Below are 13,150 nucleotides of genomic sequence, written 5' to 3' on the forward strand. Positions count from 1 at the left end.
CACAGGGACTGCGACCGACGATGGCCTTGCATTAACAACTTCAACTACAAGAGGTCCCATGCCCAACCGCCCGCCTCTCGATCCTGTCACCGCCCGCTGGGTGCCCTGGGTCGTCGCCATTGCCTTCTTCATGCAGTCCCTGGACGGGACGATCCTCAACACCGCCCTGCCCGCCATGGCCCGCGACCTGGCGGAAGATCCCCTGCGCATGCAGGGCGTAATCATTGCCTACATGCTCACGGTCGCCTTGCTGATCCCCGCCTCGGGCTGGATCGCCGACCGCTTCGGCACCCGCAAAATCTTCTTCGGCGCCATCTTGCTGTTCAGCCTCGGCTCGTTGCTCTGTGCAATGTCGAACACGCTGAGCATGCTGATCGGCTCCCGGGTTATCCAGGGGTTGGGCGGCGCACTGATGTTGCCGGTCGGGCGATTGGTGGTGCTGCGCGCCTACCCGCGCTCGGAACTGGTGCGGATCATGGGCTTCATCACCATCCCCGGCCTGCTCGGGCCGTTGCTCGGCCCGACCATGGGCGGCTGGATGGTGGAATACCTGACCTGGCACTGGATCTTCCTGATCAACCTGCCGGTGGGACTCGTGGGCTGCTACGCCGTGTGGAAATTCATCCCGGACCTGCGCGGCTCCGAGCGTACCCGCTTCGATAGCCTGGGTTTCCTGCTGTTCGGCGCGGCGATGATCCTGATCACCATCGCCATGGAAGGCCTGGGCGAACTGCACCTGCCGCACCTGCGGGTGATGCTGCTGCTGTTCGGCGGCATGGCTTGCCTGGCAGCCTACTGGCTGCGCGCCAGCCACGTTGATAATCCGCTGTTTGCGCCGTCGCTGTTCAAGACCCGGACTTTTGCCGTTGGCATTCTCGGCAACCTCTTCGCCCGGCTCGGCAGTGGCGCCCTGCCGTTCCTCGTGCCGCTGCTGCTGCAAGTGGCGCTGGGTTATTCACCGTCCCAGGCCGGGATGAGCATGCTGCCACTGGCGGCCGCCGCGATGATCGCCAAGTGGGTGGCGCGACCGCTGATCGAACGCCTGGGCTACCGCATCGTGCTGACCGGAAATACCCTGGCGCTGGGGATCATGCTGGCGAGCATGGGCCTGGTCAGCGAGCAGACACCTTACTGGCTGCTGTTGTGCCTGCTGGCAATTTTGGGGGCGATCAACTCCTTGCAGTTCACCGCGATGAACACCGTGACCCTGATCGACCTCGACGACGCCAGTGCCAGCAGCGGCAATAGCCTGCTGTCGGTGGTGGCGCAATTGTCCCTGAGCCTGGGTGTGGCCTGCGCCGGCGCATTGCTAGGCGGTTTCACGGCGGGGATCGGCAATGACGGCGTGGAGACGGTGTTGGGCGCGTTCCAACTGACGTTTGTGACCGTCGGAATCATGGCCATGCTGGCGGCAGCAATCTTTTCCCAACTCTCAAAGGAAGACGGACGGCGCGTCAAGCGTCCGGAAGAGCACATCGAACCTTAGGGCGAATGGCCATCGGGCTGGTACACTGCGCGACATTTTGTTTTGCAGGCCAGTCCCGTGACCACCATCGCCACCGAATTTAATACTTTGCCGCTGTCCGCCGCCATGCTGGCTAACCTCGACTCCCTCGGTTATGCCCAGATGACGCCGATCCAGGCGCAGAGCTTGCCGGTGATCCTCAAGGGGATGGACCTGATCGCCCAGGCCAAGACCGGTAGCGGCAAGACCGCGGCCTTCGGCATCGGCCTGCTGAACCCGATCAATCCGCGCTACTTCGGTTGCCAGGCGCTGATCCTGTGCCCTACCCGTGAATTGGCTGACCAGGTCGCCAAGGAAATCCGTCGCCTGGCCCGTGCCGAAGACAACATCAAGGTCCTGACCCTGTGCGGCGGCGTATCCCTCGGCCCGCAGATCGCTTCGCTGGAACACGGCGCGCACATCATCGTCGGCACCCCGGGACGCATCCAGCAACACCTGCGCAAGGGCTCGCTGGTCCTGCATGGCCTTAACACCCTGATCCTCGACGAAGCCGACCGCATGCTCGACATGGGTTTCTACGACTCCATCGAAGAAATCATCATGCAGGCCCCCGAGCGTCGCCAGACCCTGCTGTTCTCCGCCACCTACCCGGTGGGCATCAAGCAGTTGGCGTCGAAATTCATGCGTAACCCGCAGCAAGTGAAGGCCGAGGCGTTCCACGACGACACCCAGATCGAACAGCGCTTCTACGAAATTTCCCCGGACGATCGCATGAGCGCCGTGACCAAGGTGCTGGGCCACTTCCGCCCGGCGTCCTGCGTGGCGTTCTGCTTCACCAAGCAGCAGGTCCAGGAAACCGTCGATCACCTGACGGCCAAAGGCATCTCCGCCGTCGGCTTGCACGGCGATCTTGAACAGCGTGATCGCGACCAGGTGTTGGCGATGTTCGCCAACCGCAGCACTTCCGTACTGGTTGCCACTGACGTCGCCGCCCGTGGCCTCGACATCGACTCGCTGGACATGGTGATCAACGTCGAACTGGCCCGTGATTCGGAAATCCACATCCACCGCGTTGGCCGTACTGGCCGCGCCGGTGAAAAAGGCCTCGCCATCAGCCTGGTCGCACCGTCTGAAGCCCAGCGCGCCCAAGCCATCGAACAGCTACAGAAATCCCCATTGACCTGGGATCAGGTGGACAACCTCACCTCCCAGGGTGGCGGTCCGCTGCTGCCGCAAATGAGCACCCTGTGCATTGCTGCCGGCCGCAAGGACAAGGTTCGTCCGGGCGACATCCTTGGCGCACTGACCGGTGAAGCTGGCATCCCCGGCGCCCAAGTCGGCAAGATCGCGATCTTCGACTTCCAGGCCTATGTGGCTGTGGAGCGCGGTGTCGCCAAGCAGGCCTTGCAGCGCCTGAACGACGGCAAGATCAAGGGCCGCTCGTTGCGCGTGCGCATCCTGTAACAACAACGCATCTACCCCCTGTGGGAGCGAGCCTGCTCGCGAAGACTGAGTGTCAGATAACATTAAGGTGCCTGACACACCGCTTTCGCGAGCAGGCTCGCTCCCACAGTTTGCTTTGTGGTGACACATTTAGAGGACACCGTTTTGCGCTCTACCGAAGTCGTGATCATTGGCGCTGGCGCCGCAGGTTTGATGTGCGCACTGACCGCCGCCGGGCGCGGGCGCAAGGTGCTGTTGCTCGACCACGCCAACAAGGCTGGCAAGAAAATCCTGATGTCGGGCGGTGGCCGCTGCAATTTCACCAACATGTACACCGAACCTGGCAACTTTCTCTCGCAGAACGCCCACTTCTGCAAATCCGCACTGGCGCGCTACACTCAGTGGGACTTCATCGGCATGGTGGCCAAGCACGGTGTGCCATACCACGAGAAAAAGCTCGGCCAACTATTCTGCGATAACAAGTCCAGCGACATCCTCGAAATGTTGCTCGATGAGTGCAATCAGGTCGGCGTCAGCCTGCACCTGGACACCTCGATCCAGACCATCGAGAAGCTTGAAAAGGGCTATTTGCTGGACACCACTTTGGGGCAGGTTACCTGCGAATCCCTGGTGATCGCCACGGGTGGCTTGTCGATCCCGACCCTGGGCGCCACCGGTTTCGGCTATCAAGTGGCCAAACAGTTCGGTCATGAGTTGCTGCCCACCCGCGCCGGCCTGGTGCCATTCACCATCACCGATCAGCTTAAGGAATTATGCACCGAGCTGTCCGGCACCTCGGTCGATTGCCTGGTCAGCTGCAATGACCAGAGCTTTCGCGAGAACATCCTGTTCACCCACCGCGGTCTCAGTGGACCGGCGATTTTGCAGATTTCTTCGTTTTGGGAATCCGGCGACACCGTCGAAATCAACCTGCTACCCGACCACGACGTACCAAGCTGGCTGCAACAGCAACAAGCCGAACGCCCGAACAGTGAACTGAAAACCCTGCTCGGTGAAATTTTCACCAAGAAGATGGCCAACCTGCTGGCGGACAACTGGTTCGTTTCCAAACCGATGAAGCAGTACACCCACGCCGAACTGGCGAACATTGCCGAAAAGCTGGCGAGCTGGAAAGTCGTGCCGGCAGGCACCGAAGGCTATCGCACTGCCGAGGTGACGTTGGGCGGCGTCGATACCAACGAGGTGTCGTCCAAGACCATGGAATCGCTCAAAAGCCCTGGCCTGTATTTCATCGGTGAAGTGCTGGACGTCACCGGGCACCTGGGCGGCTTCAACTTCCAGTGGGCCTGGGCCTCGGGTTACGCGGCTGCGCAGTACGTCTGACAAACACGAATCAAAACTGTGGGAGCGAGCCTGCTCGCGAATGCAATCTGTCAGCCTCCATTGATGTTGGCTGACCCACCGCTTTCGCGAGCAGGCTCGCTCCCACACTGACTGTGTACTGATCGATAAAGGAACAGATTTTGCTGTCAGATGTGATCGCCGCCATTGCGTCGGCGTCATTACTGGCTCAATTTAGCGTCATTGCCTCGGAAGGCCTTCGCACTTCATGTCATCGACCTCACTCCGTCAGTCTCTGCGCCGCCTTTGGGCACTGGATAAATTCAGCTACAGCGTGCGGGTATTCATCGCCCTGACCGGCACCATGGCCTTGTGCTGGTATCAGGATGAAATGGGGCTGCTGATCCCGTTGTTCCTGGGGATTATCGCCAGCGCCCTGGCCGAAACCGATGACAGCTGGCAGGGGCGCCTCAACGCGTTGGCAGTGACGCTGGTGTGTTTTGCCGTCGCCGCACTGTCGGTCGAACTGCTGTTCCCCTACCCCATACTCTTTATCATCGCCTTCGCCCTGGCCGCCTTCGCCCTGACCATGCTCGGCGCCCTTGGCGAGCGTTACGGGGCGATTGCCTCGGCGACGCTGATTCTTTCGGTCTACACCATGATCGGTGTCGATCAGCGCGGCGGCGCGGTTACCGATTTCTGGCATGAGCCGGTGCTGCTGGTGGCGGGTGCCGCCTGGTACGGGTTGCTCTCGGTGTTGTGGCAGGCACTGTTTTCCAATCAGCCCGTGCAGCAGAGCCTGGCGAAACTGTTCCGGGAGCTGGGTTATTACCTGAAGTTGAAGTCGTCGCTTTTCGAGCCGATCCGGCAGATGGACGTGGAGGCTCGGCGATTGGAGCTGGCCCAGCAGAACGGCCGCGTGGTTGCGGCACTCAACGCCGCCAAGGAAATCATCCTGCACCGGGTGGGCAACGGTCGACCGGGCTCGAAAGTCAGCCGTTACCTGAAGCTGTACTTCCTGGCCCAGGACATCCACGAACGCGCCAGTTCCTCGCACTACCCTTACAACGCCCTGGCCGATGCATTCTTCCACAGCGACGTGCTGTTCCGCTGCCAGCGCTTGTTGCGCCAGCAAGGCAAGGCTTGCCGGGCGCTGGCCGAATCGATCCAGATGCGCCAGCCGTTCACCTATGACGCGAGTTTCGCCGAAGCCCTGGGCGACCTGCACGCCTCCCTCGAACACCTGCGCATTCAGAGCAATCCTGCCTGGCGCGGGCTGTTGCGCTCACTGCGGGCACTGGCTGCGAACCTGGCCACACTTGACCGCCTGCTCAGCGATGCCAGCAACCCCGACACCCTTGCCGACGCCACCGACAGCAGCCTGCTCGACCGCTCGCCGCGCAATCTAAAGGATGTCTGGGTACGCTTGCGCACACAGCTGACGCCGACCTCGCTGCTGTTCCGCCATGCCCTGCGCCTGCCCCTGGCCTTGAGCATCGGCTACGCCATGGTGCACTTGATCCACCCGTCCCAGGGTTACTGGATCATCCTCACGACGCTGTTTGTTTGCCAACCGAACTACGGTGCAACCCGGCGCAAGCTCGGCCAGCGGATCATCGGCACCGCGATCGGCCTGACCCTGGCCTGGGCCCTGTTCGACCTGTTCCCGAACCCGCTGATCCAGTCGAGTTTCGCGATTGCCGCCGGGGTAGTGTTCTTTACCAACCGCACCACGCGCTACACCTTGGCGACGGCGGCGATCACCCTGATGGTGCTGTTCTGCTTCAACCAGGTGGGCGACGGCTACGGGCTGCTCCTGCCACGCCTGTTCGATACCCTGCTCGGCAGCCTGATCGCCGGGTTGGCGGTGTTCCTGTTCCTCCCGGACTGGCAGGGTCGTCGCCTGAACAAAGTGCTGGCCAACACCCTGACCTGCAACAGCATCTACCTGCGCCAGATCATGCAGCAATACGCCGCCGGCAAAAGCGACGACCTGGCGTATCGCCTGGCGCGGCGCAACGCTCACAACGCCGATGCTGCGCTGTCGACCACCCTGGCCAACATGCTGATGGAGCCGGGACATTTCCGTAAGGAAGCGGATGTCGGGTTCCGCTTCCTGGTGTTGTCGCACACCTTGCTCAGTTATTTGTCCGGGCTGGGCGCGCATCGGGAAACCCAATTACCGCAGGATGTACGCGAACACCTGATCGAAGGCGCGGGAGTGAAACTGGCCGCCAGCATCGATGAAATTGCCCAAGGCCTGGCGAGTAAATCCGCCATTGCCATTCAGAGCGATGAGGAGGAAGCGTTGGCCAATACGCTCGAGCAGATGCCCGATGAAATCGACGAGGGCCAGCGATTGGTGCAGACGCAACTGGCGTTGATCTGCCGGCAGTTGGGGCCATTGCGTACGCTGGCGGCGCATTTGATCAAGGACACCAGCGAAGATTGAGAGCGGTGGTGCCCGGACCAACAGCCACCGCCTACATGCCGTGTCGCTTCATCAGCCGCGCATAACTGCCGTCGGCCTTCATTGCCGCAATCGCGCGGTCAAAACCGGCGACAATCTGCTCATGCTGCGGATTCTTCAGGCTGACCAAAATGTGCAGGCCGTTCTCGCTCAGCGGTTTGGGCAAGAACTCCACGGCGTTACGGACTTTGGGAGATTCGCGGGCCAGGTAGTAACGAGCGACGTATTCGTCTTCCAGGGTCAACTTGACCCTGTCGGCAGCAACCATGCGTACGGCCATGGCGAAGTTATGTACCGGAATTTTCTGCAATGAAACATCTTGATCGAAGGCTTGAGAATAGGCGTAGCCACGCACCACCGAAATCGGATAGGTGTATAGCTGCTGCAAATTGCTGAATTCGATGGGTATATCCTTACGCTTGAGAAAACGCACGCGATTGATCAGGTACTCGCCCGAAAACTGGCCGAGCCGTGTGCGTTCCTCATCGAACCAGGCATTGACCAGAACGTCATAGCGACCCTCGCCCACCCCCAGCAGCGCCCGCGCCCAAGGCACCTGCTCGAAATCACTGGCATAGCCGGCTCGGGCCAAGGCGGTACTGACAATATCCGTGGCCAACCCACCGTTGTACAACGTGGCGTCGGTGAAAGGAGGCCAGGCGTCCGCCACCAGCCGCAACTTTTCTGCTGCCACCGCGTTAGTCAGCAACAGCAATCCAAACAAGGCAAAGGCTCGATGCAATCGCGGCATGCCAGAAAATCCTTAGCGGGCGGCTGCCCGACATGTTTTCAGCGAAAACGCCAAGACTCCGTACCGGCACCCCCAGGCACTCGATGTCAGCTCGTTGCAGCACTGCACATCGCTCCGTTTCAGATTACACAAAGAAGACAGCACCGCGATAAATGAATGATGGCATTTTGGTCTTTGTCACAGATTACTACGCCATGGAGACATCTATCGTCCAGGCGCCTAGTATCACAAGGACGTTTTCAGGGAATCGGCACATGACAATCAACTGGGTCTGCAAACACCACAGCGATCTGGGCAAAGAGCAGCTGTATGCCATTTTGCAACTGCGCGCCGAGGTGTTCGTCGTGGAGCAGAAATGCATTTATCAGGACATCGATGGCCAGGACCTGGAGGGCGACACCTGTCATTTGATGGCCTGGGACGAAGATCGGCTGGTGGCCTACCTGCGCCTGCTCGATCCCGAGCTACAGGGCGGCGATGTCGTAATCGGCCGCGTGATCATTGCGCCACAGGCGCGAGGCACCGGGCTGGGTCATGAAATGATGGCCCAGGCGCTGAAGCAGATTGAGAAGCGTTGGCCTGAGATGCCGGTCTATCTCTCGGCCCAGGTGCATTTGCAGGGGTATTACGGGCGGTACGGGTTTGAAGTCGCGGGCGAGGTGTATGTCGAGGACGGGATTCCACATATCGGTATGCGTCGTTCGTAAGGGCTCCTTTCGCGAGCAGGCCCACAGATCTTTGTCATGCCGAAGATCTACTGTGGGAGCGGGCTTGCTCGCGAAGGCGTCAGATCAAACACCGTAGAAACTCAGGGATACTCCAGCACCGCCTTGATCTGCCGAAGGTTACGCTCGATCCAGCCGCGATCGATTGCTCCCCACCCGCGAATCCGATAGCGCCCGGCGTGGTTGCGCGCGCCTTCTTCCTGTTCGAACTCGCAAACGATATCCAGATCCGCCAGGGCGGCGATGGTGTCCTGGGCTGTCCGCCGGGGCATCCCGGTGACTTCGGTCAATGCCGGAACGCTGCTGGCCAGGCCGCTGTCGATCAGGTATGCCACGTACAGGCGGCGGTAGAAGCTGCTCTTGGTCTTGCTTACGTCTGTCACGTTTGCTCCTGTTAAGATCAAAAGATCGTCCGATCGCGGCCCGAACCTGCGGCAGATCCTACACGCCTGTAGCCACCGGCATATCCCGCCAGGTCAGGTACACCCGAACATCGAATTCCACCTGGTGATACCCGGGCAACATGTGCTCGCACAACTTGTAGAATGCCTTGTTGTGGTCGGACTCCTTGAAGTGCGCCAGTTCATGCACCACGATCATTTTAAGAAATTCCGACGGCGCCTCCTTGAACAATGAGGCAATGCGGATTTCTTTCTTGGCCTTGAGCTTGCCACCTTGCACCCGGGAGATCGTGGTGTGCAGGCCAAGTGCACGATGGGTCAGGTCCAGACGGTTGTCGAAGAGCACTTTGTCGATGGAGGGGGCGTTACGCAGGTATTCCTGCTTGAGGTCCAGCGCGTAGGCATACAGCGCTTTGTCGCTCTGCACCGCATGCTTTTGCGGATAGCGTTGGTTCAGGTAATCGCCCAGCCGGCCTTCGGCGATCAACTGGCGCACTTGGTCCTGCAAAGTAGCCGGATAGGCCTGGAGGTACTTCAACGCGGTCATCGGAGCAGCAACGCAAATCAGCAAAAGGTAGCCAGTGTAGCGAATTCAGCGAGTCAGCGCGCCCCAGTCGAAGGGCTGCATAAAGCTTTCGGTGTCTTCGGCCATCATCGGCCGGGCTACCAGGAAACCTTGCACATATTCACAACCATTGGCCTGCAGCCACTGGTATTGCGCCATGGTTTCGACCCCCTCGGCAATCACCAGCATCCCGTACTCTTTGCACAGGTCGATCACATTACGCACCAGGGCCGCATCCCTTGAAGACTCAGGAATACGGCTGATCAGATGGCGGTCAAGCTTCAGCGTATCCATCTCCAAATCGCGCAAGTGGGATAAAGAACACGGGCCTGAACCGAAATCATCCAGCGCCACCCGCACCCCCAGATTGCGCAGCAAACGCAGCTGTTTGCGGGTTTCGTCAGGGTTGTGCATCAGGGCCGCTTCCGTCACTTCGACTTCCAGATGACGCGGCTTCAAGCCATGGCGCTCCACGACCTGGCGCAATTCGGTGACCAGATTGGGCATGGCAAACTGAGTGCTGCTCAAACTGACGCTCACCACCAGATCCTCGCCAAACAGAGCCTCCCAGGCTTTGCGCTGCCCGGCACTGTTCTGGTAAATCCAGCTGCCCAGGCGACTGATCAATCGCGCTTCTTCCAGCAGCGGCAAAAACAATCCTGGCGGAACGTCGCCGACGCTCGGGTGCTGCCAACGCAGCAACGCTTCGAACCCGCGAGTTCGCCCATCGGCAACAGCCACCTGCGGTTGATACACGAGATTGAAATCACGGTTTTCGATGGCCGTGCGTACGCTTTCTTCGAGCATCAGGCGCGATCGTGCCCGACCGTTCATTTCGTGATCGTAAAACCGATACTGTTGACGACCGGCGCGCTTGGCCTCGTACATGGCAATATCGGACGCACGCATCAAACCGTCGAGATTGGCACCACAATCGGGAAAGGTGGCAATACCAATACTGGCACCAAGGACGATATCCATACCGTCGATTTGCTGGCAGATCGATACCCGTTCGATGAGTTTTTCCGCAATTTTTGCCGCCTGTTCAGGAAATTCCAGGTCCAGCAGCGCCGTGAACTCATCGCCCCCCATGCGTGCCAGGATATCGAACGGGCGCAGACAGGCCTTCAACTGTTCTGACACCCAACGAAGAACCCGGTCGCCTGCATCGTGACCGAGAGAATCGTTAACCCGTTTAAAGCCATCGAGGTCCAGGTACAGCAGGACCCATGCGCTGTCCGAGCGCTCGCCGCGCAACAGCAGATTTTCCACGGTCTGGTAGAAGCCGCGACGGTTGAGCAGCCCGGTCAGCGGATCGGTGACCGCCTGGAATTCGAGTTGCTGGTGCAGGTGGCGCACCACCGACATGTCCAACACTGTCACGACCATCGCGTGCTGGTCAGAGGGCAGTGGCGCGCAAGACAGTGCCACCGGCACCTGTTGCCCGGGGGCGGTACGCAGCAAAGCGTCGTGCAGGCGCAAGGTCTCGCCGCGCTTGTAACCGCTCAACACGTCAGAATCGGCCCACACCGGTATGTGTGGTTTTTGCAGGAAATCCAGGAACTCCCTGCCCTCCAGCTCCTGCACCGTAGCACTGAGCAACCGCGACATCGCCGGGTTGGCAAAACGAATCAGGCCGTCCTCTCCAACGACCAGGATGCCTTCGGCGGCGTTGTCCAGCACCGAGGCGTTAAACGCGCGAGCGACCTCCAGGTCATGACTCAGTCGCTGCAAGGCCCGGCGATTGCGCTGATGTTCGAGCAGCGCCTGGACCTTGGGTTTGAGAATCTGCGGGTCGAAGGGTTTAAACAGGTAATCCACTGCGCCACTGGCGTAACCCTTGATCACGGCGTCCTGGGACTGTTCATTGGCGGTCAGGAAAATGATCGGCGTCAGGCGCGTCCGTTGGCTGCCGCGCATCAGGCGCGCCACTTCGAAACCGTCCATGCCTGGCATTTGAACGTCCAGCAACACCAGGTCGATATCGTGCTCAAGCAACAGCCCGAGCGCCTCGAAACCCGAGGCAGCGGTGATGACCTGCCAATCCTGGCGCTGCAGCAATGCCCGCATGCTGACCAGATTTTCAGGGTAGTCATCGACGATCAACAGGGTTGAATGGCCTTCAGCTGGCATTGGGTGCGCGCATTCCATGCTGCTTCTCTAGGTCTGGAAGTCAGGCCGACTTCTCGTGAAAACCGGACAGATACTGTGCCTTCACTCTAGACGGTGATCAGTGAAAGCAGTAGGTGTCAGTGCGCCATCACTCGGCCGATGCAGATTTAGCCGACTAACGGTCGGCGCTACAGCCCGCCAAAACCGGGAGGGATGGCATTTCGACAGGATGTTGGCGCCAAAAACCTGCCCAATGGGCGTTAACAAAATAGTTCACTGCGCTTATAAAGGCCGCCCAAAAAAGTGCGTGCCAGAGCGTTTGGCACGCCCGTGCAGTATGAATTCGTGGAAGCTTTTGACTATGATCGATCTCGCAACCTGGAACCTCAGCGTTCCCGTCGGCAGCCCGCCCTACACCGTTGAAACATCCAAACTGGTAGATGGCTTCAAGGATCAATACTTCCATTCCGACACCGGCACACTGATTTTCTGGACCCCGGTGACTGGCACGCGCACCGAAAATGCCAAATACCCACGTACCGAACTACGGGAAACCTACAGCAACGGCACCCTGAAAAACTGGTACTACCCCAATGCCGACAACTTCCTGCGTGCCACCCTGGCGGTGAACCAGGTGCCGAGCTCTGGAAAGATCGTCATTGGTCAGATCCACGCCTACCAAAGCCAGAAGCCTCTGGTCAAGGTCGAGTACCAATATACGACCAGCACTAAGAGCGGCAACATCGTCGCCAAAGTACGCATGCACCCCGATGACGACGAAGGTCGGGTAATCACTGTCGCCTCCGGCGTGAAACTGGACCAGGAGTTTTCCTACCTCATTCACCTCAGTCCTGGCGGCGCGCTGGGGGTCAGCGCCGCGGGTTACCAATGGGACACCAACATCAGCCAGACCTGGCGAGTCAAACCGCTGTACTTCAAGGCCGGGGTGTATGTGCAGGACAACACGGGATACACCACAGAGGGCGGTAAGGTGACATTCAGCAAACTCGATATCGATCACGATAAGTAAAAGCACTTCCCATTGTTTCATTTCCGCTCACGCGGGAATGAACCTCGGGATTAAATACGCTCTTAAACATAAACCTCCACCATTACTGTCTTGATTATATTTTCCTCAAAAAGCTGCTCAAGTTTAATCCGCATATCCACCCCTCATTTCGATTCGTGCAGATTAAGTTTTTCACCCAAACGAGAGTAGGGCTACCCCATTCCAAAATCACCTGTGCAAAATGACAGTCTAATAGACGATTTCGCAATAACAGCAAATACAGATTGAATTAACATTTACAGTCGCCACTGGCGTGAAACTCGAAGGGGAATCGACGCATTCTGCACAAACGGGAGTTCTTATTGCTAAAAATTCACATAACACAATAAATTCGAATAAGTAACTGTCATTTATAACAGGTGAAAATTCGCCATCCGCAAATTATTCTTGGCTGGCACCCCATTACCGTTTTCCTTCTGCAGATTACCGAGAACAGACTCCATGAGTGCCAAGGAAGACATCAGCCTGCTGGGCCGCATCACTGCCGTTTATAACGCTACGGATAAAGCGGGAACAACCTACGAACTGAACATCACTTCCAGCACGGACAGAAGCGGCGCCATGACAGGTACTCTACGTATTGGCGTGATCGAATACGGTCTGGTCGGGGACTATCGCTTCAGAAATGCGAACGGCATTCAAACCGACATTTACTTTGCCGGGTCAAACACTCGTGACCACAACGCGCGCTCTGGATACTTCATCCTCGAAGCCATCAATCGGCGTTATGAATCCCTCAAGGGAAAACGCGTATATAGCGACCTTCATACCCAGTCGCTCTACATACTTGACATAGAATTTTTCAGAAAACCCGCTCTTTGAGAAAGAACCCCGTACAGCATCCTGA

The 13,150-nt window shown here is 58.8% G+C and carries 11 protein-coding genes; 7 read left to right on the plus strand and 4 right to left on the minus strand.

Annotated features, from left to right (window positions below):
• The first annotated feature begins 58 nt into the window (after positions 1-58).
• From mdtD to yccS, 4 genes are all read left to right on the plus strand, one after another.
• On the plus strand, positions 59-1,486 hold the full coding sequence (mdtD, locus tag PG5_RS30160; RefSeq protein ID WP_020800866.1) for a multidrug transporter subunit MdtD: 1,428 nt from the start codon (positions 59-61) through the stop codon (positions 1,484-1,486).
• A 105-nt stretch (positions 1,487-1,591) separates the two neighbouring features.
• Entirely contained in the window at positions 1,592-2,929 is a 1,338-nt protein-coding gene (gene dbpA, locus PG5_RS30165) for an ATP-dependent RNA helicase DbpA (protein WP_231989930.1), read from the plus strand.
• Positions 2,930-3,073: 144 nt separating this feature from the next.
• Positions 3,074-4,252 carry an NAD(P)/FAD-dependent oxidoreductase gene (locus tag PG5_RS30170; protein ID WP_020800868.1) on the plus strand — a complete coding sequence of 393 codons (1,179 nt, stop codon included), beginning with the start codon at positions 3,074-3,076 and terminating at the stop codon, positions 4,250-4,252.
• A gap of 226 nt (positions 4,253-4,478) precedes the next feature.
• Complete coding sequence (gene yccS, locus PG5_RS30175; RefSeq protein ID WP_020800870.1) at positions 4,479-6,662, plus strand: YccS family putative transporter; 2,184 nt, start codon at positions 4,479-4,481, stop codon at positions 6,660-6,662.
• 31 nt (positions 6,663-6,693) lie between these two features.
• Here the strand turns inward: yccS and PG5_RS30180 are convergent, their stop codons facing one another.
• Positions 6,694-7,431, minus strand: coding sequence for an ABC transporter substrate-binding protein (locus tag PG5_RS30180; protein ID WP_020800871.1), 738 nt, complete (start codon positions 7,429-7,431; stop codon positions 6,694-6,696).
• Positions 7,432-7,685: 254 nt separating this feature from the next.
• Here PG5_RS30180 and PG5_RS30185 point away from each other — a divergent pair, with 254 nt between their 5' ends.
• Positions 7,686-8,138 (plus strand): GNAT family N-acetyltransferase, encoded by a 453-nt coding sequence (locus PG5_RS30185; protein WP_020800872.1) that lies wholly within the window; start codon positions 7,686-7,688, stop codon positions 8,136-8,138.
• A gap of 101 nt (positions 8,139-8,239) precedes the next feature.
• Here PG5_RS30185 and PG5_RS30190 read toward each other — a convergent pair whose 3' ends face one another.
• The 3 genes from PG5_RS30190 to PG5_RS30200 are packed head-to-tail and all read right to left on the minus strand — an operon-like array spanning position 8,240 to position 11,273.
• Complete coding sequence (locus PG5_RS30190; protein ID WP_020800873.1) at positions 8,240-8,539, minus strand: helix-turn-helix domain-containing protein; 300 nt, start codon at positions 8,537-8,539, stop codon at positions 8,240-8,242.
• Positions 8,540-8,597: 58 nt separating this feature from the next.
• Positions 8,598-9,104, minus strand: a complete 507-nt coding sequence (locus tag PG5_RS30195) for a M48 family metallopeptidase (RefSeq protein WP_020800874.1) — start codon at positions 9,102-9,104, stop codon at positions 8,598-8,600.
• 45 nt (positions 9,105-9,149) lie between these two features.
• Positions 9,150-11,273: a bifunctional diguanylate cyclase/phosphodiesterase gene (locus PG5_RS30200; protein ID WP_042955892.1), complete on the minus strand. Its 2,124-nt coding sequence runs from the start codon at positions 11,271-11,273 to the stop codon at positions 9,150-9,152.
• Positions 11,274-11,595: 322 nt separating this feature from the next.
• On the opposite strand from PG5_RS30200, the gene PG5_RS30205 reads away from it, so the two are divergent.
• Both PG5_RS30205 and PG5_RS30210 read left to right on the plus strand, forming a co-directional pair.
• Positions 11,596-12,264, plus strand: a complete 669-nt coding sequence (locus PG5_RS30205) for a polysaccharide lyase family 7 protein (RefSeq protein WP_020800876.1) — start codon at positions 11,596-11,598, stop codon at positions 12,262-12,264.
• A 480-nt stretch (positions 12,265-12,744) separates the two neighbouring features.
• Positions 12,745-13,125, plus strand: coding sequence for a hypothetical protein (locus tag PG5_RS30210; RefSeq protein WP_020800877.1), 381 nt, complete (start codon positions 12,745-12,747; stop codon positions 13,123-13,125).
• The last annotated feature ends 25 nt before the right edge of the window (positions 13,126-13,150 follow it).

The sequence above is a fragment of the Pseudomonas sp. G5(2012) genome (genome assembly GCF_000408945.1).
GTDB classification, from domain to species: Bacteria; Pseudomonadota; Gammaproteobacteria; order Pseudomonadales; family Pseudomonadaceae; genus Aquipseudomonas; species Aquipseudomonas umsongensis.

What these genes read in the sequence shown, in the direction of transcription:
- mdtD (WP_020800866.1), top strand. Translation starts at nt 59, where the DNA reads ATGCCCAACCGCCCGCCTCTCGATCCTGTCACCGCCCGCTGGGTGCCC.
- dbpA (WP_231989930.1), top strand. Translation starts at nt 1,592, where the DNA reads ATGCTGGCTAACCTCGACTCCCTCGGTTATGCCCAGATGACGCCGATC.
- yccS (WP_020800870.1), top strand. Translation starts at nt 4,479, where the DNA reads ATGTCATCGACCTCACTCCGTCAGTCTCTGCGCCGCCTTTGGGCACTG.
- PG5_RS30180 (WP_020800871.1), bottom strand. Translation starts at nt 7,431, where the DNA reads ATGCCGCGATTGCATCGAGCCTTTGCCTTGTTTGGATTGCTGTTGCTG.
- PG5_RS30185 (WP_020800872.1), top strand. Translation starts at nt 7,686, where the DNA reads ATGACAATCAACTGGGTCTGCAAACACCACAGCGATCTGGGCAAAGAG.
- PG5_RS30195 (WP_020800874.1), bottom strand. Translation starts at nt 9,104, where the DNA reads ATGACCGCGTTGAAGTACCTCCAGGCCTATCCGGCTACTTTGCAGGAC.
- PG5_RS30200 (WP_042955892.1), bottom strand. Translation starts at nt 11,273, where the DNA reads ATGGAATGCGCGCACCCAATGCCAGCTGAAGGCCATTCAACCCTGTTG.
- PG5_RS30205 (WP_020800876.1), top strand. Translation starts at nt 11,596, where the DNA reads ATGATCGATCTCGCAACCTGGAACCTCAGCGTTCCCGTCGGCAGCCCG.
- PG5_RS30210 (WP_020800877.1), top strand. Translation starts at nt 12,745, where the DNA reads ATGAGTGCCAAGGAAGACATCAGCCTGCTGGGCCGCATCACTGCCGTT.